19 protein-coding genes and 12 tRNA genes are annotated in these 21,122 nt (G+C 37.0%); 27 read left to right on the forward strand and 4 right to left on the reverse strand.

All coding sequences use genetic code 11. The annotated features are described in order from the left end of the window. Window positions 1–13 precede the first annotated feature (13 nt). The 12 genes from ACJZU6_RS07715 (at window position 14) to ACJZU6_RS07770 (ending at window position 1,466) form a co-directional block, all read left to right on the forward strand. Window positions 14–100, forward strand: a tRNA-Leu gene (locus tag ACJZU6_RS07715). Between the two features lie 54 nt (window positions 101–154). Then, window positions 155–228, forward strand: a tRNA-Cys gene (locus tag ACJZU6_RS07720). Window positions 229–244: 16 nt separating this feature from the next. Continuing rightward, window positions 245–320, forward strand: a tRNA-Gly gene (locus tag ACJZU6_RS07725). A gap of 67 nt (window positions 321–387) precedes the next feature. Further along, window positions 388–474, forward strand: a tRNA-Leu gene (locus ACJZU6_RS07730). A gap of 53 nt (window positions 475–527) precedes the next feature. After that, window positions 528–601, forward strand: a tRNA-Cys gene (locus ACJZU6_RS07735). A 16-nt stretch (window positions 602–617) separates the two neighbouring features. Beyond that, window positions 618–693 (forward strand) — tRNA-Gly (locus ACJZU6_RS07740). 67 nt (window positions 694–760) lie between these two features. Beyond that, window positions 761–847: transfer RNA gene (locus tag ACJZU6_RS07745), tRNA-Leu, on the forward strand. 54 nt (window positions 848–901) lie between these two features. Next, window positions 902–975 (forward strand) — tRNA-Cys (locus tag ACJZU6_RS07750). Window positions 976–991: 16 nt separating this feature from the next. After that, a tRNA-Gly gene (locus tag ACJZU6_RS07755) sits at window positions 992–1,081 on the forward strand. A gap of 67 nt (window positions 1,082–1,148) precedes the next feature. After that, window positions 1,149–1,235, forward strand: a tRNA-Leu gene (locus ACJZU6_RS07760). Between the two features lie 53 nt (window positions 1,236–1,288). Further along, a tRNA-Cys gene (locus tag ACJZU6_RS07765) sits at window positions 1,289–1,362 on the forward strand. A 19-nt stretch (window positions 1,363–1,381) separates the two neighbouring features. Continuing rightward, window positions 1,382–1,466 (forward strand) — tRNA-Leu (locus tag ACJZU6_RS07770). A 119-nt stretch (window positions 1,467–1,585) separates the two neighbouring features. Here the strand turns inward: ACJZU6_RS07770 and ACJZU6_RS07775 are convergent. Further along, window positions 1,586–2,488 (reverse strand): LysR family transcriptional regulator, encoded by a 903-nt coding sequence (locus tag ACJZU6_RS07775; protein WP_408900015.1) that lies wholly within the window; start codon window positions 2,486–2,488, stop codon window positions 1,586–1,588. A 135-nt stretch (window positions 2,489–2,623) separates the two neighbouring features. Between ACJZU6_RS07775 and ACJZU6_RS07780 the strand changes: the two genes are divergently transcribed. The 6 genes from ACJZU6_RS07780 to ACJZU6_RS07805 all read left to right on the forward strand — a co-directional run bounded on the left by ACJZU6_RS07780 (window position 2,624) and on the right by ACJZU6_RS07805 (window position 8,436). After that, entirely contained in the window at window positions 2,624–4,255 is a 1,632-nt protein-coding gene (locus tag ACJZU6_RS07780; protein WP_408900016.1) for an MFS transporter, read from the forward strand. A 14-nt stretch (window positions 4,256–4,269) separates the two neighbouring features. Beyond that, window positions 4,270–5,391, forward strand: a complete 1,122-nt coding sequence (locus ACJZU6_RS07785; RefSeq protein WP_080157729.1) for a linear amide C-N hydrolase — start codon at window positions 4,270–4,272, stop codon at window positions 5,389–5,391. Window positions 5,392–5,535: 144 nt separating this feature from the next. Next, the gene (locus ACJZU6_RS07790) at window positions 5,536–5,877 is read left to right on the forward strand and encodes an ArsR/SmtB family transcription factor (RefSeq protein WP_408900930.1); all 342 of its coding nucleotides are present in this window, start codon (window positions 5,536–5,538) and stop codon (window positions 5,875–5,877) included. A gap of 108 nt (window positions 5,878–5,985) precedes the next feature. After that, on the forward strand, window positions 5,986–7,041 hold the full coding sequence (gene arsB, locus ACJZU6_RS07795) for an ACR3 family arsenite efflux transporter (RefSeq protein ID WP_107276964.1): 1,056 nt from the start codon (window positions 5,986–5,988) through the stop codon (window positions 7,039–7,041). A 160-nt stretch (window positions 7,042–7,201) separates the two neighbouring features. Continuing rightward, window positions 7,202–7,699 carry a hypothetical protein gene (locus ACJZU6_RS07800; protein ID WP_408900017.1) on the forward strand — a complete coding sequence of 166 codons (498 nt, stop codon included), beginning with the start codon at window positions 7,202–7,204 and terminating at the stop codon, window positions 7,697–7,699. Between the two features lie 224 nt (window positions 7,700–7,923). Next, window positions 7,924–8,436, forward strand: coding sequence for an RNA methyltransferase (locus tag ACJZU6_RS07805; RefSeq protein ID WP_080157725.1), 513 nt, complete (start codon window positions 7,924–7,926; stop codon window positions 8,434–8,436). A gap of 74 nt (window positions 8,437–8,510) precedes the next feature. Here ACJZU6_RS07805 and ACJZU6_RS07810 read toward each other — a convergent pair whose 3' ends face one another. After that, the gene (locus ACJZU6_RS07810; protein ID WP_080157724.1) at window positions 8,511–9,368 is read right to left on the reverse strand and encodes a DMT family transporter; all 858 of its coding nucleotides are present in this window, start codon (window positions 9,366–9,368) and stop codon (window positions 8,511–8,513) included. A gap of 262 nt (window positions 9,369–9,630) precedes the next feature. Between ACJZU6_RS07810 and ACJZU6_RS07815 the strand changes: the two genes are divergently transcribed. From ACJZU6_RS07815 to ald, 9 genes are all read left to right on the forward strand, one after another. After that, window positions 9,631–10,239, forward strand: a complete 609-nt coding sequence (locus tag ACJZU6_RS07815; RefSeq protein ID WP_408900018.1) for a 2OG-Fe(II) oxygenase — start codon at window positions 9,631–9,633, stop codon at window positions 10,237–10,239. Window positions 10,240–10,353: 114 nt separating this feature from the next. Further along, window positions 10,354–11,139 (forward strand): metalloregulator ArsR/SmtB family transcription factor, encoded by a 786-nt coding sequence (locus ACJZU6_RS07820; RefSeq protein ID WP_080157722.1) that lies wholly within the window; start codon window positions 10,354–10,356, stop codon window positions 11,137–11,139. A gap of 13 nt (window positions 11,140–11,152) precedes the next feature. Continuing rightward, window positions 11,153–11,674 (forward strand): phosphatase, encoded by a 522-nt coding sequence (locus tag ACJZU6_RS07825; protein WP_408900019.1) that lies wholly within the window; start codon window positions 11,153–11,155, stop codon window positions 11,672–11,674. Between the two features lie 177 nt (window positions 11,675–11,851). Continuing rightward, on the forward strand, window positions 11,852–12,850 hold the full coding sequence (locus ACJZU6_RS07830; protein WP_408900020.1) for an ArsJ-associated glyceraldehyde-3-phosphate dehydrogenase: 999 nt from the start codon (window positions 11,852–11,854) through the stop codon (window positions 12,848–12,850). A gap of 40 nt (window positions 12,851–12,890) precedes the next feature. Next, window positions 12,891–14,123: an organoarsenical effux MFS transporter ArsJ gene (arsJ, locus tag ACJZU6_RS07835; protein WP_080157719.1), complete on the forward strand. Its 1,233-nt coding sequence runs from the start codon at window positions 12,891–12,893 to the stop codon at window positions 14,121–14,123. 184 nt (window positions 14,124–14,307) lie between these two features. After that, window positions 14,308–17,238, forward strand: coding sequence for an EAL domain-containing protein (locus tag ACJZU6_RS07840; protein ID WP_408900021.1), 2,931 nt, complete (start codon window positions 14,308–14,310; stop codon window positions 17,236–17,238). A 97-nt stretch (window positions 17,239–17,335) separates the two neighbouring features. Beyond that, complete coding sequence (locus ACJZU6_RS07845; protein WP_080157717.1) at window positions 17,336–18,004, forward strand: HAD family phosphatase; 669 nt, start codon at window positions 17,336–17,338, stop codon at window positions 18,002–18,004. A gap of 75 nt (window positions 18,005–18,079) precedes the next feature. Further along, window positions 18,080–18,346 (forward strand): hypothetical protein, encoded by a 267-nt coding sequence (locus ACJZU6_RS07850; protein WP_080157716.1) that lies wholly within the window; start codon window positions 18,080–18,082, stop codon window positions 18,344–18,346. A gap of 196 nt (window positions 18,347–18,542) precedes the next feature. Beyond that, window positions 18,543–19,652, forward strand: a complete 1,110-nt coding sequence (gene ald / locus ACJZU6_RS07855; protein ID WP_408900022.1) for an alanine dehydrogenase — start codon at window positions 18,543–18,545, stop codon at window positions 19,650–19,652. Here ald and ACJZU6_RS07860 read toward each other — a convergent pair. Then, on the reverse strand, window positions 19,628–20,197 hold the full coding sequence (locus ACJZU6_RS07860) for a cysteine hydrolase family protein (protein ID WP_080157714.1): 570 nt from the start codon (window positions 20,195–20,197) through the stop codon (window positions 19,628–19,630). The two genes, ald and ACJZU6_RS07860, sit on opposite strands and share 25 nt — an antisense overlap. A 145-nt stretch (window positions 20,198–20,342) precedes the next feature. Further along, window positions 20,343–20,981 (reverse strand): murein L,D-transpeptidase catalytic domain family protein, encoded by a 639-nt coding sequence (locus ACJZU6_RS07865; RefSeq protein ID WP_080157713.1) that lies wholly within the window; start codon window positions 20,979–20,981, stop codon window positions 20,343–20,345. Window positions 20,982–21,122 lie beyond the last annotated feature (141 nt).

The following is a 21,122-nucleotide window of genomic DNA, read 5'->3' on the forward strand; positions in this document are numbered from 1 at the left end:
CAAGAAATTGCGTGCCCTGGTGGTGGAATTGGTAGACACAAGGGATTTAAAATCCCTCGGCGTTCGCGCTGTGCCGGTTCAAGTCCGGCCCGGGGCACCATCTATATACGTTGTTAAGTTAATTAACAACAGGCTAGGGAAACCTAGTAACGTTGGCGCGTTGGCAGAGTGGCTATGCAGCGGATTGCAAATCCGTGTACCTCGGTTCGACTCCGGGACGCGCCTCCATTCTCTTTGAGAATATGCGACACTAGCTCAGCTGGTAGAGCGCAACCTTGCCAAGGTTGAGGTCATCGGTTCGAACCCGATGTGTCGCTCCAAATTAAAAGATATTGCTGAAGTAGCAGTATTTACAGATGGTGTCTTACCCATCGCAAGAAATTGCGTGCCCTGGTGGTGGAATTGGTAGACACAAGGGATTTAAAATCCCTCGGCGTTCGCGCTGTGCCGGTTCAAGTCCGGCCCGGGGCACCATCTATTACGTTGTTAAGTCAATTAACAACAGGCTAGGGAAACCTAGTAACGTTGGCGCGTTGGCAGAGTGGCTATGCAGCGGATTGCAAATCCGTGTACCTCGGTTCGACTCCGGGACGCGCCTCCATTCTCTTTGAGAATATGCGACACTAGCTCAGCTGGTAGAGCGCAACCTTGCCAAGGTTGAGGTCATCGGTTCGAACCCGATGTGTCGCTCCAAATTAAAAGATATTGCTGAAGTAGCAGTATTTACAGATGGTGTCTTACCCATCGCAAGAAATTGCGTGCCCTGGTGGTGGAATTGGTAGACACAAGGGATTTAAAATCCCTCGGCGTTCGCGCTGTGCCGGTTCAAGTCCGGCCCGGGGCACCATCTATATACGTTGTTAAGTTAATTAATAACAGGCTAGGGAAACCTAGTAACGTTGGCGCGTTGGCAGAGTGGCTATGCAGCGGATTGCAAATCCGTGTACCTCGGTTCGACTCCGGGACGCGCCTCCATTCTCTTTGAGAGTATGCGACACTAGCTCAGCTGGTAGAGCGCAACCTTGCCAAGGTTGAGGTCACGCCTGAGTTTACAAGATCGGGAACCTCGTGTGTCGCTCCAAATTAAAAGATATTGCTGAAATGGCGGTATTTACAGATGGTGTCTTACCCATCGCAAGAAATTGCGTGCCCTGGTGGTGGAATTGGTAGACACAAGGGATTTAAAATCCCTCGGCGTTCGCGCTGTGCCGGTTCAAGTCCGGCCCGGGGCACCATCTATTACGTTGTTAAGTCAATTAACAACAGGCTAGGGAAACCTAGTAACGTTGGCGCGTTGGCAGAGTGGCTATGCAGCGGATTGCAAATCCGTGTACCTCGGTTCGACTCCGGGACGCGCCTCCATTCTCTTTATGAGAATAAAGCCCGAGTGGTGAAATTGGTATACACGACGGATTCAAAATCCGTTTCCTTCGGGAGTGACGGTTCAAGTCCGTCCTCGGGCACCAATTAAAATAACAAAGCCTCAGCTTACGCTGGGGCTTTGTTGTTTCTAGCCTAATCAAAAATTTATCCCTACCTTTTTCTGGTCAACGTCTATTCTATATCTTTAATCTTATTATCGACGTCATAAATCAAATCCTCGCATCTTCTCTATAATCAACGCATAAGCCCGCTGAAAGACAGGTCCCTTAACTCCTTTCTGATTGGTTAACATTACACAAGGCCATAAAACTTCTTGTGCTGAAAACCCACTGTCTTTTAATTTCACTACCTTATCACCAGTAAAAGGTTTGGCTAGGTGATCGGGAATGATAGCCCAAGCATGAGGTGTTTCATTCAAGCATTTGACCATCAAATCAACCTCAGTAAAAAGACGATAGAAAGGGCTTAAGATAGTGAGTTTGTCTAATTCTGCGGCAATAAAACTTTCTAGAATAAATTGAGGTTTTACTTGAAGGTAAGAGCGTGTATAGGACAAATTATTATCCATGGTTTTTTTATTAACATAAAGTGAGCAAGCGACTTGGCCTAAAGTCAGTGCTTCAAGTCCATCTTGTGGTTTAGCTCGATGAGATAAAGCCTGTAAAGTAATATCAATGGTTTGATTATCTAATGCATTAATAGCTGTTGTTTTGTTTTGGCATAACCAGTGAATTTGTGATGATGGGAATTCTGATGAGAGCTGAGTGCTGATATCAACAATAACCTGGTGGGGGATTACTACGTCATAACTGATGGTGAGACTATTTTCTATGCCATGAAAAAGGTTATCAGCCAGACTTTGAATCTCTTTGTGTTGTTCCAACAGTAATTTACTGTAGTTATAAATATTTTTAGCTTCAGGTCTTAATCTCGGAAGTTTCTTTTCACGGTTAAATAGTTCAATACCTAATTCTATTTCTAAATAACTTACTAGTTGATGAATTGATGATTTATCTTTTCGTAGCAGACGAGCCGCCGCACTAAATGAACCAGCCTCAACAACCGCAACAAATGCATCCACCTGCTCAAAAGTAAATTTTCTCATGTCTGACTCGGTGTTTATGTTTGGATAATCCCAACATAACAGAGATTACTTGAGAGGAAAAGTGGGTAACAATACTTTCAAATCGAAGAAAATAACAATATGAAGAGTAATGTAAAATATGAAGGATAAGTAGCAATGGAGAATACATCAAAATTAGCTCCTATAGATAAAGCAAAAACGGGAATGGCAAAATGGTTTAGCTTAGTTATTTTGCTTATGGCACAGATGGGCACTATGGGGGATAACTCTGGGCTTTCTGTTTCAACGGCATCTTTAATTAACGAACTTGGCGCATCGGTTTCTGATATTGCTTTTGCCAATGCCATGTATCCGTTGATTGCTGGTGCATGTATGATTGCAGGGGGAATGTTAGGGCTGATCTGGGGCTGGAAACGTCTTTTCCAAGTTGGAGCTTTATTGCTATGTTTAGCCGAAATTATTGCCGCTTATACCGATAATATTCAAATATTTATTTTTGTAGCTCGAAGCTTATCCGGTTTTGGTGCCAGCTTTTTAATTCCGGCAGTGTTAGGTTTAATTGTTGGTATTTATACGGATACCAAAGATCGCGCTATTGCTTTTGGTGCAGTTGCCGCAGCCGTTGGTGTTGCAAATACAGCAGCACCTTTATTCTTTGGCTTTCTCATTGATAAGTTTGACTATCGTGTTGCCTTTGAAGCTCTTGCTATTTACTTTGGTATGATATTTATATTAGGTTTTGCATTAGAAAAAATTGAAAAGCCAACAGTAAAAATTAAGTTTGATTTTATTGGTACTATATTAGTTTCGATTGGATTACTCTCAGTAATTGTTGGTTTACTTAAAATATCAGAATGGGGTCTTATTACGCCATTATCACCAAGCTTCCATATTCTAGGTATTAGTCCAACTTTACCATTGGTTTTATTTGGTATTGCTATTCTTATTATTTTTATTAAATGGGAGCATCAGTTTGAATTAAAAAATGGTGCATGCTTAATGCCTCAATCATTTATTAAAACACCTCAACTACGAGATGGTTTATATATGTGTGGCATGGTCTTTTTTGTCTTAGGTGCTTATATCTTAATTGGTATTACTTATTGTCAATTGGTTGCAGGATACAGTGCAACAGATACAGCTGTATTATTAATGGTTTTCTCTATGGGGATGCTAATAACATCACTGGCGACGCCAACTAAATTTGCTCATGTATCTTGTCGAAAGTTATGCATGGTTGGTATTGGATTCTGTGTTCTAGCTTCTTTATCTGGTGCTTTGGGAACTGAAATTGATTCAATTAACAAAGCCTTCTTTGCTTCAGCACTTTTTACTGGTCTTGGTTGTGGAATTATTGCTTCACAAGCATCATTAATCGTAACTGCTGCAGTTAATCAACGTGATGCAACTCAATCTGGTGGCGTTCAAGCAACATCAAGAAATATCGGTCAAACTATAGGTATTGCAGTATTGGGTAGTGTTTTGATGTTCTCTTTGACAAATATGGTCAAATCAGATGCGGCAAATAGTGACTTAATTAGTACTCAAACCAAGCAACAAGTTGAACAAATATCATCAATCCCATTTTTAAGTGATAAAGATTTCACTCAACTCGTTGAAAATAATATTACAGAGAAAAAAGACTATCCAGTACTTGTCGATATTAATCGTGAAGCTCGTAAATCATCAGCACAATTATCGTGGTTAGTATTAGCTGCAATGTGTTTTATGAGTATATTTACTTTAACGAAGAATATTCCAAATTATTCACTTATCAATAAATCGTAATAGAGGTATTTATTATGTGTACTCAAATTTCAATTAAAACATTACAAAATGATATTATTACCGGTCGTACTAATGAGTTTGGCCAGTATTACCGTAATAATGTAAGTTTCTTTCCTCGTCAATATGATGTGCCAAATTTTGCAATAGGTAAAAGCACGCATTTAAGAAAAGCGAAGTATGCAGTTATTGGTTGTAATATTGGTGAATTATTTGGTGATGCAGCATCTAGTCTTGAATTTTTAAGTGATGGCTTTAATGAAGAAGGGTTATCTATGGGTGTGTTGTACTACCCAAAGATGGCAACCTATGAGGTAGCAATAAAAGCAACAGATGAGATGATTGATGTTTTAGCAACGCCTTACTTGGTCTTATCTCAATGTAAAACTGTTGCGGAAGCGCGTGAATATATTGAAGCGCATCAAGGCAAATTTGTTGTATTAGCCGGAGCAGAACAGCCAGGGCATTTCTTGTTTATTGATAGAACGGGTGATGCAGCAGTATTTGAACCGGATCAAAAAGGTCGCATTGAAATTAAGCCATCAAATGGCATTATGACCAATAGCCCTCAGTATGAATGGCACCTAAAGAATCTAGGTGTGTACTCAAATATCCAACAGTTTGATACCGCAGATTCTGTTCTTCGCAACCTTGATGGTAGTTCGGCGCATTCTCATGGTACATGCGGTGCATTTGGATTGCCTGGCGATACATCACCAACATCTCGTTTTGTAAAAGCAAATTATTTAGCAAATGCGAGTACAAAATCAAATGTCGTTACTGCACAAGATGGCGTATTACGTCTACTTCGTATCTTTAATAATTTCGATATTATTCCGGGTATGGCGCTAAAACGTATTCCTGCAATGGCAAGTGATGAAACTGCAGTAAGTGGGGAAGTACCAACGACAATGGTTGATAATGCTGTTGAGACAGACTTTGAGAATACGGTAGCTGCTCATACTGACCATACGATTGTAAAGGATCTAACAAATCTTAAGTTCTACTATAAAGATTGGACTAATCAGTCAATTCGTTATGTTGCTTTTGAAGATTATGATCTTAATGGAAGTGATGTCGTGACTGTGAAGATGGTAGAGGATAATGCGCTTAAAGCTCAGCGAATTGTTATGAAATAGACGTTGAATAAAGAGGCTTAACGTCATTCAATTCTAATGTGGCATGTAGAGGTGCCACATTAGAAGTGAAATTTATTGTTAATATTGTATTTTTGTTCGATACGGGGTATCGTTAATCGACGATTAGCGAAGTGGGGTGGTAAAATAATGACCAAATGTCCTGATTCTTGCCAAATATCTTTTACGGCAACAGATCAACAACTAAAGACAGAACAAGCATTAGCAGCGCAAGCTAAAGCATTATCACATCCTGCGCGTTTGCGTATTCTTCACATTCTTCACACCTTAGATGCGATGGATAGCTGTTTAAACAGTGATCTAGTGTCTGAGTTAGGATTAGCGCAATCAACAGTTTCTGAGCATCTACGGATACTAAAACAAGCTAATTTTATTAAAGCTGAACCAAACCCACCTAAAGTGTGTTACCGCATTAACCGTGAAGCACTAAATACATTTAATGCTAAATTTTCAGATTTCTTGTCTTAATATTTTATTAAGTGCTTTATAGACAAGATTGGATTTCTTCATAACAATCAATCGTTATTCGACGATTAACGATTTGTTATTGTAAATAATAAAAATTGGAAGGTTACTATGACAACAAAGGTTTTAAATAGCCCAAATAATAAAATGCAGTTTCTTGATCGTTACTTAACGGTATGGATTTTTGCTGCAATGATCATTGGGGTGGGGATCGGCGCTGTTTTTCCTGAAGTATCTCAGTGGAATCAAGCGATGTCGGTTGGAACAACCAATGTTCCGTTGGCGATTGGTTTGATTTTAATGATGTATCCACCACTTGCAAAAGTAAATTATGGGTTAATGGGAAAAGTAACCAAAGATAAACAAGCCCTTACGTTATCTTTGGTCATGAATTGGATTGTTGGTCCTATTTTAATGTTTGTTTTAGCACTAACCTTCCTTGGTGATCACCCAGGATATATGGTGGGGATTATTCTTATCGGCTTGGCTCGTTGTATTGCGATGGTATTAGTCTGGAATGATATTGGAGGTGGTAATAAAGAGTATGGCGCTACATTAGTTGCATTAAACAGCGCATTTCAAATTCTGACTTACAGTGTTATGGCATGGTTGTTTATTACTGTATTACCACCATTATTTGGCTATCAGGGTTTTGCAATTGATATATCTATTTTTGATATTGCGGAAAGTGTGTTGATTTATCTTGGTATTCCTTTTCTTGCGGGTTTTATTAGTCGTAAATGGTTGGTCGCTAAAAAAGGAGAGCAATGGTACAACGAGGTGTTTATTCCTCGTATTTCGCCTATTACGTTAATTGCATTACTCGCTACGATTGTGCTTATGTTTAGTCTTAAAGGCGATATGATTTTAGCTTTACCAATGGATGTTTTTCGTGTTGCAGTGCCGCTTGTTATTTACTTTGTTTTAATGTTTTTTATTAGCTTTTTTGTTGGTAAGAAAATGGGTATTCCTTATGATAAGAATGCCTCTATTGCTTTTACAGCCACAGGTAACAATTTTGAATTAGCGATTGCAGTGTCTATCTCAGTATTTGGATTGAGTTCAGACCAAGCATTTGCGGGAGTAATTGGTCCTTTAGTTGAAGTTCCAGTATTAATTGCCTTGGTTAATGTTGCGCTTAGAATGAAACAAAAATACTATCCGTAATTCTATTAAATCAAGGTGTATATTAAAACAATGAATAGAGAAGAATTAGAGTGTTTATTATTGGGGTCTATAATTTGTGTTGCGGATAAAATGTAATCCCGTATAACCCTATCTTCTCTCTTAATTTATTTATATTACACTAAACATTAGGATTACAAGCATGCTGAATCATGTCGTAACAACCTACACCCGATCTATATTTGATGATGATATTGAAGAGGGATCTATTGATGATTTTTCAGATGAGTCAGCATTAGTCATCAATGTATCTTCTGATCGAGCAGACATGTTATCGATGTTGATTGAAAAAGGAATAGCGCTGGCTGATGGGTGCTATCATTTGATCGATGATGAAAATCGAATAGGGTATGGTGCGACCATTGATTCGAAAGATACCAATATTATACGTTTTAATTTAGTGCACATTACAGATCAAGACTCACGTTATTTAAATGCCTATGATATTGAAGTGATCGCTACTGCTGATGATAAGAAAGTGTATATTTCAACAATGCCTTATATGCCATTTTTTACTACTATTCTTGATATGTATAATGGTGATGAAGCACAAAAGATAGATGCATCGATACAGCAAGCTATTGAAGATTTATCATTAGGTTGGTTGTGCTATCATTTAGTGGATAACAACGTAAATTAATTATTATCGATTATAGTGATTATCGAGGTTGAGTTAATTTCTTTCGTATAGAAATTCAATAGCAAATTTTTTAAAAAAGCTTCATTCAAAGAGTGAGGCTTTTTTGCTTATGGGTCGAATGGTAGCGCTAACGTTGGTTACTTCTTTCTGGAAAGTTACTATTTTAGTATAATGGTATCTTTATTTATATTTGTTGTTAATCTAAACAATAAGGTATTCCTGACATGAAAGATGCATCAGTAATCATTGGATTAAGTAATCCTAAAAGTCCAACCAATATCGGTGCTGTACTCAGAGCAGCAGGTTGCTATAAAGCAGATGCTGTTATTTATACGGGAACCCGTTACGATAAAGCCGCAAAATTTCAGACAGATACTAAGAAAATGGCACAGACAATTCCATTATCTGGTGTTGAATCTATGCTTGATAACTTGCCGAAAGACATGAAGATTGTTTGTGTTGATTTTGCTGAGGGAGCAACATTATTGCCTCATTTTCAGCATCCAGACAAAGCGATTTATATCTTTGGCCCAGAAGATGGTTCTATTTCACAAGATGTAGCAGACAGAGCCGACCATGTTGTTTATGTACCCACGGTTGGTTGTATGAATTTAGCAGCATCCGTTAATGTTGTTTTATATGATCGTCTTGCTAAACAAGAAAATATTATCCAGAGTGATGACCATATTCGCCAAAATCGTGATAATAAAAATAACTTACGTGTAAGTGCTAAATAAATTTTTAATAAAATATCGCTAGATTATCGCCGTTGTGAATACGAACGGCGATAAATTCCATGTGTTATATGATATTATGCCGACTGTTTAACATCCCAAATTGTATAAAGTCCTAATGTGATTAATATTATTGCGCCTCCTAATATATCATTCAGAGATGGTTGTTCGCCAATAACTAAAAAGACATACAGTGGGCCTAATAAAATTTCCATTAATAAAATTAGACTTGTTTGCGCGGCAGGAATATAAGCTGCTGATTTTGAAATACACAAATAAGAGCCTGGTACAACAATACCACCTAATATTAATAAATATAGCATTTGAATATGTGATAATGAAAAAGGTTGTGCCCCTTTAATATAAGCAAATACGGCAATCATAAAGCCAGCGATAATAAGAATATTGGCGGCTTGTTCCCCTTTCGTTTTGCGCATAGCAACGAGATAAATAGCAGTGGCTAATGCAGTGATTAATGCCAGTACATTACCTATCCATTGGCCGCCCGCAGGGGCAAAAGCAAAGATGATCCAAATGCCACTGGTTGCAACACCAATAGCCAACAGTGTCGGCCACTTCAATTTTTCTTTTAATATTAGAAAACCTAAAATTGCAGTAAAGAAAGGGGCGGTATTGATGATAACGAGCGTGCTTGCAACTTGGGTATAATGTAACGATTCAATAAAGCAAACGGTCGAGGCGGCAAAAATAGCGCCTAGTCCGAGTAATGATAATGATGGACGAGATATTTCAGTTGTAAATTGCTTTCGATTATAAAGTAATTGAAAAATAACTAACGCAATGCACTGAAATGCACCACGCCAAAAAAGGACATTCCATGCAGTAGAATTAGATAGTTTAACGAATAAACTATCAAAGCTTAATATCATTATGCCAATAAAAGCCAATAATAATCCGCGATTTTTATCGCTCATAATAATAGTTTCCTATAAATCTAGTTCAGTGAATTAATCTTTTTACCAATATTAGATGCTGAATACGTGATAAGTATCTAATAAATATTATACCTATAATGTATTAGTTACTATCTTTTAGGATTAATCAATCACTGAATCTAATATTACCTATGATTAGGGGCTATTTAAGCAGAAAATTTCATAGTTATGATGATTTTTGCGATTTGTCGTAAAGTATGTCTGCCTTTATAACGTTTTTTTCTTTTAGATTGGAACGATTATGAATAGCGATAAACTGATTGATGCTTTATTTACCCAAGGGTGGTTTGTCTGGGATAATTTTTTGACGTCACATGAAGTCTGTGAATTGAAAGCATGTATTCCAACAGATTGGAGCCAAGCTGGCATTGGCCGTAATGATGAATATATGACTAAAAAAGCAATTCGAAGCGATAAAATTCAGTGGCTACAATCTGATATGGGGCCGCCAGTGAGCGATTTTCTACAGCGAATGAACGACGTTCGCCTTGAAGTAAATCGCCATTTATTCTTAGGCTTATTTGAGTATGAAGCACATTTCGCTAAATATGAACAAGGTGATTTCTATCAAAAGCATGTAGATTGTTTTCGTGGTCAAGAAAATCGTAAATTGACGACCGTTTTTTATTTAAATGAAGATTGGCAACCTGAGCATGGTGGTCGTCTGAAGATGTATAATCTTGATGATAATGAATTGGCAATGTTGGATCCCAAAGCTGGTCGGCTAGTCGTATTTTTATCTGAACTGTTTCCTCATGAAGTACTTCCTGTAACACAACAACGATTTAGTATTGCTGGCTGGTTTCGTACCAATGGTGTTAGTGGAAATCAACTCGATATTGCTCGCTAATAGATAATGATAACTATCGTAGCTATGTAAGCTTTATTTTTAATTATTTGAGCTTGTTATATATGCTTTATCGTATATTCTAATGTTTTTAATGATAGTTATAAGGTTTTTACTGTGAAACGTATTTTGTTTCTTTGTACGGGAAATTCTGCACGGTCGCAAATTGCAGAAGCATTAATGCGCCATATGTGTAGAGACAGTGAAACTACCATCGATCAATTTGAAATTATGAGTGCGGGGATGGCACCTGAAACTGTTGATCCCCGTGTATATAAAGTTCTTAATTATCACAATATTAATTCCGATAATTTAACCAGTGTATTAGCGTCGAGCTTACAAAATCAACATTTTGATGTTGTGATAACCTTATGTGATAAAGCCAGTAAAGAATGTGCGCTTTTCCCTGATTCAGATGCACTAATACATTGGGATTTTAAAGATCCTAAACCGCAAGCTGGCTCTCAAGGATTTTACGATGTCTTTGATGGTCTAAAAGCAAAGATAGCATTATTTTTGATGCTTAATGGTGATAACCAATCAGATACGATTGGTGCTGTTGAATTATTTAAAATCATGAGTGATCCATTACGATTACGTATTTTAATGCTGATTCATGATGAAGTTGCTTTATCTGTCGGGGATTTAACCAAAGCATTGCAGGTTAGTCAGCCGAAAGTTTCTCGTCATTTAGCATTGTTACGAGACAGTGGTGTATTACAAGACCAGCGTGAAGGTGTATGGATCTTTTATCATTTTCCTTGTGATTTACCACAATGGATTCGACACACCTTTGATACTGTGCGGAATGGTCAACCGGCGTTGATTAATCAAGAAAAAATACGTTTAAGTGCAATAAAAAATAGAAAAAAACCACAATTAACTAATATTATAACAAAGTAGGAGTTGTTACTTTATGGACAATTTACATCCTGTTTGGTCACTACCACTAAATGATACTACACCTTTAAAAGGTGGCTTATTATTAACGCCATGCCCAGGAACGAAAGGGGTTAACGCGATCACAAGTTTACGTCAGTTAAAAGCGGCGGGAGCAACTGTGGTTTTAACTGCATTAGAAGAAAATGAACTTTCGAACCAAGGCGTTCAATTATTAGCAGAAGCGTGTAAGTTATTAGGTATGCAATGGTTTCATGTACCTATCGAGGATGATTGTGCACCAACTGCTGATTTTGAAAAAAAATGGCAACGTGCCAATGATGCAGCACAAATAGCATTGAATAATGGTGAATTTGTTGTCGCTCATTGTAAAGGTGGCTCTGGTCGTACTGGAATACTAGCCGCACGTCTTCTACTTGCTCGTGGTATGCCTTTTAATACAACACTTGCTTCTATTCAAGCACAAAGACCCGGTGCTTTTGCTCGCCAATCACATATTGATTATATTAAGCAATGGAATAACGATGCTAAGCATTAATTTCGCTTCATAAATACTGACTATTAAACCTCGCTGATGCGGGGTTTTTTGTTTTTTGGTGGCTGTTAAAAATATTTCGTGCAAAAAAGGTTTATTTTATTTTTTACGGCTGATATATTTGATTTTCCATATATATGGTTATTCATATATTTACTATTGGCAAGCTGAGGAAGGATCATGACAATTAAAGTAGGGATCAATGGATTTGGACGTATTGGCCGTTTAGCATTACGCGCAGCATTTGATTGGCCTGAGGTTGAGTTTGTATTAATTAACGATGTTGCAGGTGATGTTAATGCTTTGTCCCACTTACTTGAATTTGACTCGATTCAAGGGCGTTGGGAACATGCAGTGACTGTTGATGGTGGTCAAATGATGATCAATGGTCAAGCAATTCATTATTGTCAGCAGCAACATATTGCTGATGTTGATTGGTCTGGTTGTGATGTCGTGCTAGAAGCAACAGGTGTTCACCGTGACACTCAATATCTTAATCAATATTTAGAGCAAGGCGTTAAGCGCGTTGTGGTTTCTGCGCCCGTAAAAGAAGAGGGTGTATTAAATATCGTGGTTGGTGTTAACGATCATTTATTTGATCCAGAAAAACATCGCATAGTGACCGCGGCATCTTGCACTACCAACTGTATAGCCCCTGTTGTAAAAGTGATCCACGAACACCTTGGTATAAAGCAAGCATCATTTACCACTATTCACAATTTAACCAATACACAAACTATCTTAGATGCCCCACATAAAGATCTACGTCGAGCTCGAGCATGTGGCATGAGCTTAATTCCAACGACAACGGGTTCAGCTAAAGCGATTGTGGAAATATTTCCAGAGTTAGCCGGGAAAATTGATGGTCATGCAGTGCGTGTACCACTCGCAAATGCCTCACTGACTGATATTATTTTTGATGTTGAGCGTGATACCTCTATTGATGAGGTTAATCAATTATTAAAAACAGCATCAGAAACAGATCTAAACGGTATTTTAGGCTTTGAAGCGCGGCCTTTAGTATCGATTGATTATCGCGGCGATCAACGTTCAACCATTATTGATGCATTATCTACAATGGTTGTTAATCAACGAATGGTTAAAATATATGCTTGGTATGACAACGAAATGGGTTATGCAACACGGACTGCAGAATTAATACGTAAAGTCGGATGTTAGTTATTAAGTCTTAATTGTATTGAAATGTAGTGAGTATTTTATGTTAGCAAAGCTGAGCCAGTTACCCAATGATGTACGCCAATATATGTTGGTGACATTTAATTATTGGAATTTTACTCTCACTGATGGTGCATTACGAATGTTGGTGGTTTTACACTTCCATCAGCTTGGTTATAGCCCGTTAGAGATAGCCTCATTATTTCTATTTTATGAGTTTTTTGGCGTGGTCACGAATTTAGTTGGTGGCTGGCTTGGCGCGCGATTAGGTTTAAATCGAACCATGAATATTGGTTTGTTTATGCAGGTTGTTGCGTTGTTAATGCTTGCTGTACCTTCAGTAAACCTTACTGTTATATGGGTAATGTTCGCTCAAGCACTGTCAGGTATTGCTAAAGATCTGAATAAAATGAGCGCAAAAAGTGCGATTAAAACGTTGGTGCCTAATGAAAAACAAGGTGCGCTGTATAAATGGATTGCACTACTAACGGGATCAAAAAATGCACTAAAAGGTGTTGGCTTTTTCCTAGGGGGAGCATTACTGGCATTGATTGGTTTTCAAGGCGCGGTCGTTGCTATGGCTGGTGTACTTGCGGTTGTCTTTATATGTAGCCTGTTGTGGCTTGATAAAGATCTTGGTAAAGCAAAGAGCAAGGTGAAATTTAGTCAGATTTTCTCAAAAAGTAGAAGTATAAATATACTCTCAGCTGCGAGAATGTTCCTTTTTGGCGCACGTGATGTTTGGTTTGTTATTGCGTTACCACTATATTTGGGACAAGTTTTTGGTTGGGACCATTTACTGGTAGGTGGCTTTTTGGCTCTGTGGGTCATTGGTTATGGTTTTGTTCAAAGTATCGCGCCAAGAATTACAGGAAAAACAGAGGGTATCGTACCTGATGGGCGAGTTGCATTTGGATGGGCAATGGTACTGGCGGTGGTTACAGGAGTGATAGCCATTGCATTACAATTTAATTGGTACCCACAGTTAATTATTATTATTGGTCTAATGATCTTTGGTGCAGTTTTTGCTGTTAACTCCTCATTACATTCTTATTTAATAGTAAGTTATGCCAAAGGTGATGGTGTAAGTTTGGATGTTGGTTTTTATTATATGGCTAACGCAATGGGACGTTTAATCGGAACATTACTTTCAGGTATGGTATATCAATTATATGGCTTGGCTATGTGTTTATGGATAGCGTTTATTTTTATAATGATAACAACAATTATATCATTATGGTTACCACGTCGTAGTACAACTGCGGTGTCTATTTAGCCTAATTGCGTTATTGTTTTTAGCTATAAAGTGATATTTATCGGAAAGATTTTAAATAAAGTTTATTATCAATACTGACCTTCTTTAATTATGCTATGACATACGGTATATTAGGAGGTCATTATTTATATAGTATTAAAGATAGTTATTTTTCCAGATATATTGCTTAGGCTACTGATTACTTATGGTTACAACATTAAAAGCATTAAAACGAAACAGTTATGGTGGTGAGTTCATACAAGAAGCATTGCATACTGTTTATGAAACGTTAAAGCCTACACATTGTTATATTGCTTATTTTGATAAAAATCATCATAAAGCGACATCCTTAGCTTATTCTATTGACGATCACTTTTCGAATACCGTATTCACTTATTTAATTAATCATTCTCTTTGTGAGCGGATGATATCCTCTGGAAAACCTTACTATTTTTCTAATAATATTCCACAGATATACCCATTCAATCAGATAATCTCTTCTCATTCATTACAACATTATCTTGGTATACCAATATTTTCTAGGCATAGTGAAATTGTGGGTGTTATTGGATGTTTGTTTGAACATCCTTATTTTTTCTCTGAAGAACAGCATGGTGAGTGGTGTCAAGTTCTTGGCGACATACTTGGCTCTGATGTCCAATATTTAGCGTTGTTGTCAGAACAGAAAAAACTCCTTTGTGAAATGGAAGAATGCCAGCAAGAAGCTCAACTTGGCAATTTTCATGTAGATATAGCAACAGGTAGCGTTTATTGGAGTAAGGAAATTTACCGAATATTCCAATGCGATACTGAGAGTTTTACGCCTAACGAAACAACGACGAATCAATATATTCACCCGGATGACCGTGAACGTGTTATTGAACTAAGGCGTGATATGCTTGATAGCAATAGCGTGAGTTATAACGTTATCTATCGCATTGTTTTAGCAGAAGGTAAAAATAAATACTTACGTGAGCATTGTCATATACTGCGTGATATTAATGGTATTGCTACATTAATTAAAGGTATTGTACAAGACATTACCGAATTTTATTACCTTTCAAATAAATTAGATCAAGCATCAGATAAATTAAGCGTAACCTATAATGCCGTTACTGAAGGTATATGGGAATATAGTTTAGAAACGCAAGTATTATTAACATCACCTAAGTTTTGGGATATTTTAGATATCAATGAAACTCATGTTAACAATATATATGATTGGGTCATGATGATTCATAAAGATGATCGTTTAGCTGTTGTTAAATGTTTTTCAAGTTTACGTAATGGTGATACAACCTCAATTGATGTTGATTTTAGATTACAATCAGGAAGCAATGAAAAAAACTGTCGCTGGTTTAATTGTAAAGGTAATATTATTGAATCAAATAGTATTAACTATTTTAATCGTATTGTCGGTATATTAATTGATATAACAGATGCTGTTGTAGCAGAACAACAAGTAACGCTAGCTAAAACAGTTTTCGATAATACGTCTGAGTGTATTGTTATAACTGATAAAGATAATAATATAATTTCAGTAAATAAAGCCTTTGAAAAAGTAACTGGCTATAGCCATGCTGAAATTATTGGTGAGAACCCACGTGTATTAGCATCGGGTTATCATAATGCCGCTTTTTATAAACAAATGTGGCATAGTCTTGAGACAACAGGAACATGGCAGGGGCAATTAAATAATCGCCGCAGTGATGGTGTTGTTTATCCTGAAGAAATGACGATTAATAAAATTGAAGATGATCATAATGTTATTAATTATGTCGGTGTTTTTCATGATATTAGTTCTCGAAAGCAAACAGAAAAGAAATTAAAGCTATTAGCAAATAATGACACGCTTACGGGGTTAATGAATCGTCGCCGTTTTATTGAAAAAGTAGAAAAACACATCGGTCAAATTAATGACGTAGCAATGGATAATTCACCGTCGTCAGTGTGCTCACTTTTATTTATTGATCTTGATGACTTTAAGATTTTCAACGATCTTTATGGGCATAATTTCGGTGATAAAGTGTTACAAAAAGTAGCTAATATTCTTAGAACGACGGTATGTGAGCATAGTGTGATTTGTCGTTATGGCGGTGATGAATATGCAGTTTTAATTAAAGAGCAAGACGTTAATTATGCTCAACGTATTGCTAATCAATTAGTGAAAATTATTTCACAACCGCTTAAATGTGATGATATTGATATAAATTTAACTGTCAGTATCGGTATATCATCGTATCCTGAAAGTGGTACCACGCACCAAGCTTTACTTAAGAATGCTGATTATGCTATGTATGAGCAGAAGTGGTTAGGGCGTAATGGTGTCTGTGTTTATGATCAACAATTACAACATGAATATATCCGCAAATTAAAATTACGTGATAAATTAAAGCATGCCATCAGTGCTCAAAAAATAATTGTCCATTATCAGCCTATTGTTGATAATAAAACAGGTCACGTATGTAAATTTGAAGCATTAGCGCGTTGGTATGATGATCAAGAGGGCTTCATCTCTCCTGGGGTCTTTATTCCTATTGCTGAACGTTACGGATTAATTGGCATGTTAGGTCAATTAGTTTTTGAAAAAGCGTGTGCTGATTTAGATCGTATTCACCGTAGTGGTTTTACCGATGTTGTTTTTTCAATTAACCACTCAGTAAAAGAATTTTCACAGCATAATCAAGAGTATATTTTTGAAACAATCAATAACTATAACTTACCTTATAGCGCAATAATGATTGAAATTACTGAATCAACAGCCCTTGATGACGGTAAGAACATTATTGATATTCTTGCGGCATTTAGAGCTCGTGGTATTGCGATTTCATTGGATGATTTTGGTACGGGTTATTCGTCGTTAGCTGCCATTATTGATATAAAACCCGATATTATTAAGATTGATCGAAGCTTTATTGTTGATATTGAACACAGTAAAGAGAGTCAAATGTTGGTGTCATTGGTTATCGATCTTAGCCGTAAATTGAAGGTTGAAGTTGTTGCTGAAGGTGTTGAAACGCAAGCGCAATTAGATATTTTATCTGAGATGGCATGTCATTATATTCAAGGCTTTTATTATAGCCCCGCAGTAGCGATTGATGATGCGATTACAATTCTTCAAGTACGTAATAAATAATGAAGTTGTTGTGTAATGAACGGTGTGCTGTTATTTGTAAAATTAGGGTGTTATAAAAGCAGTTCTTTTATTCATAGAAATTATCGTTTGGTAAATAATGCAAACTCTTTTTTTTGATTTTGATGGCACATTAGTTGATTCGGAAACGTTTCACGCTAACAATTGGAGTGCCTATTTAGCGACATACGGTGTTACGTTAACGGCAGAGGATTTTATTGAATATTATGCAGGGGTAACGTGGCCAAAGATAGCGAAGCATTTTATTGATAGTTATCAACTTAATGTAGATATCATTACTATTACGACTGAAATGGAAGCATTGACTGATACTAAAATTCGTCAGCAAGGGATCCCCGCGTTACCTGGCGTTGATGCTGTGCTTCACGCTTTTTCAGGTAAAGTACCTATGGCGGTTGTGACGGGAGCTCCACGAGATTACGTTGAAGGTGTCTTAAAACTACATGGTTGGTTAGATTTATTTGATCAGGTATTTAGCGGCTATGAAGTTGAAAATAATAAACCGTCTCCTGATGTTTACTTACATGCTTGTCAAGCAATGAAGGTTCAACCTTACCAAGTGGTTGCGATAGAAGATAGCCGTACTGGTTTACAATCTGCAAAAAATGCCGATATTTGTTGCCTATTGATTAACGGTCATCCTTCATTAACAACAACTGACGCTGACCATTTATTTGTTTCAATGGTTGAGGCAAAACCATTACTAGATTCATTATTTAGAGATAAATTATCATCAGCAGCTGCGTGAAGTAAGCAATTATCTTGTACTAAGAATACGCTATGTTAAATTATGCACGATTAAAATAACTAAGATAGGTTTATGATGGAAAACGAAGAAATCATGACGGGTGACATGCTGGTTGAAACTGTTGAAAACCAGCTAACTGACGGTAATCCATTAGTTGTAAAAGAAACATTGATGCGTTTAATGATGACAGGTACAGCACGTGATGAAGCGGTGCAGATGATTGCTTGTGCATTATCTATTGAAGTTTTTGATGTAATGAAAAATGACGGTAAGTTTGATTTAAAACGTTACCGTGAAAACTTAACGGCTTTACCTGATATGCCTTGGGAAGATGATATCTAATTTAAGCCTGTTATGATTAAAAAAACCGTGATATTTTATCGCGGTTTTTTTATACCTGTTTTTACGGATTATTATTTTATATATCTATCAATAACTAGTGATAGTCATTGATTTTTAATTAAAAAATAGTGGGAAATATCTATTATTGTTAACTATTGTATATATATGACTAGTAAAAATAGATAAGGATACACTGATGAAAATTGGTATTCCTAAAGAGATCAAAATACATGAGTATCGTGTTGGTATGGTGCCAGCCTCGGTAAAAGAAGCGGTATTACATGGTCATACTGTTTATGTTGAAACGCTTGCTGGGACGGGGATAGGGTGCAGTGATGAAGATTATATTGCGGTAGGTGCACAAATTGTAAATTCAGCACAAGCAGTGTTTGAGTTAGCCGACATGATCGTTAAGGTCAAAGAACCACAGCCATCAGAGCGGATGTTGTTACGTAAAGGGCAAATATTATTTACGTATCTTCATTTGGCACCAGATAAAGAACAGACACAAGACTTAATCAATAGTGGAGCAATATGCATTGCCTATGAAACAGTAACTGATGATAATGGTCAATTACCGTTATTAGCTCCTATGTCAGAAGTGGCAGGCAGAATGTCATTACAAGCAGGTGCCTTTGCGCTTGAAAAATCACGAGGTGGTCGAGGTGTTTTATTAGCTGGCGTACCTGGTGTTGCTCCTGCAAATGTAGTGATCCTTGGGGGAGGTGTTGTTGGAATGAATGCCGCACAGATGGCTGTTGGTTGCCGTGCTAATGTGGTTATTATTGATCGAAATATCGAAGTATTACGTCAGCTTGATCGTCTTTTTTCTGGCGCTGTAACTTGTCTTTATTCAACCAATGATATTATTGAAAAACATGTTCTTGCCGCAGATCTTGTGATTGGGTGTGTGCTTGTTGCGGGAGCACAAGCACCAAAATTAGTTACAAAAGATATGATACGCCGCATGAAAGCTGGATCTGCAATTGTTGATGTTGCGATAGATCAAGGCGGATGTATTGAAACATCTTATCCAACCACCCATGATAATCCTACTTATATTGTTGATGATGTTGTGCATTATTGTGTTGCTAATATGCCTGGTGCTGTAGCAAGAACATCAACATTTGCCCTTAATAATGCGACCTTACCTTATATTTTACAATTGGCTGATTTGGGTTATAAAACAGCACTTACAACAAATAAACATTTACTCAATGGCCTAAATATTTATCAGGGGCAAGTAACTAACTATAGTGTAGCTCAAGCGCTAGGTTATCCTTACATATCAAGTGTTTTTGCTTGATGTAAGGTTGCGATTCTTGACAACATAGCCAAAGAGCGTTGATGTTCTTGTTCTGTCGCTGACGTACATGCATCGCTAATAATATGGGCACAATAATCACGATCATGGGCATCTCTGACGGCAGATTGAATTGCCCAACAAGTACTAACACCACAAAAGTAAATATCAGTGATCGCATTAGCACGCAAGACGCTATCAAGAGCCGTGTTATAGAAAGGGTTGACTCTTGATTTTGTGATCACCATATCATGCTCAGTTACCAGAAGATCTGGGTGAAACTCTGTTCCCCATTGCCCCAATTCTAATGCACGGTATTGTTGGGCTTTACCAAACATCGGAGATTGATGGGGTAATTCAAGGTAGCTAGATTGAAATCCGACTTTGACAAAGATACAAGGGAGATTATTTTTTCTTGCCCATTGAATGGCAACATTTGCATTATGAATGACATGATTGGCACTAACTTGTGCAGCACAGCTGGGAATTTTACCATTCTTATCAACGATGTCATTAATGAAGTCAATGATAACTAATGCTTTGTTCATGTTGGTTCCTTTGGCGAAACATTTTATAGGGTCGTGTGAATAAGGATACGATTAAATGCCAAAATTAAATGTGGTGAAATCTTAGATATAAAAAAAGCTTTTAGTCTTGCAACTAAAAGCTTTTTATTTAAATAGAGGCATTAAATTATTTCGCGTATGCAAAAATTACACTACCACCTTTAATGGTATCAATAATTTTCTTGGTTAAATATGTTGGTATAGCAGGGCAGCCCCAACTACGACCAAGATAACCATTACGTTTTATGAATGACTCAGACACATACTTAGCACCGTGAATAACAATAAAGCGTTTTAATGCGTTATCATTTTCACCACGGGTTAAGCCATTCAGTTTTAAGGAGTAACCATTTCCGCCATGGTAGGTACCTTCTGTTAGAAAGGTTCCTAGCGATGTTTTATGTGAATTAACACGGTTAGAGAAATCATCAGCTATTAAGCGACCACTGTTTTCACCATGTGATACATAAGTACGGTAAAGCAATTTATTCGATTTTAAATCAATCACATAAAACCTTTTTTCTGTAGAAGGCATGCTGTAATCAATAATGGTTAATAGAGATTTCTTTTTTCCACGGGTTTTATTGTAAGCAATAAACGCTTTTTTGAACACGCTGTAATCAATCTTGCCTTTTAAATCAGCTTTTTGGTAGACATAATCAGCGACAATATCTGCATTCTTACGTTCAGTATGACGAACATGCGCAGACGCATTTAATGGTAAAAGACATACCATTAATAGAAATAGGTAAATAAATTTTTTCATTTAATACGTTCTATTCTTAAACAAGTTGCAAAGTTGGTTAGCAATTAAGCGAGGGTGTACTTTATCATAAATAAGAATTAAAAAAGAAGATTTAAATGGAGTCGTAATGGGAATTTTAGAGTTTTAAAATATGATAGTTGC

Origin of the sequence: Photobacterium piscicola (assembly GCF_046058925.1) — a bacterium.
Classification (GTDB): Bacteria; Pseudomonadota; Gammaproteobacteria; order Enterobacterales; family Vibrionaceae; genus Photobacterium; species Photobacterium piscicola.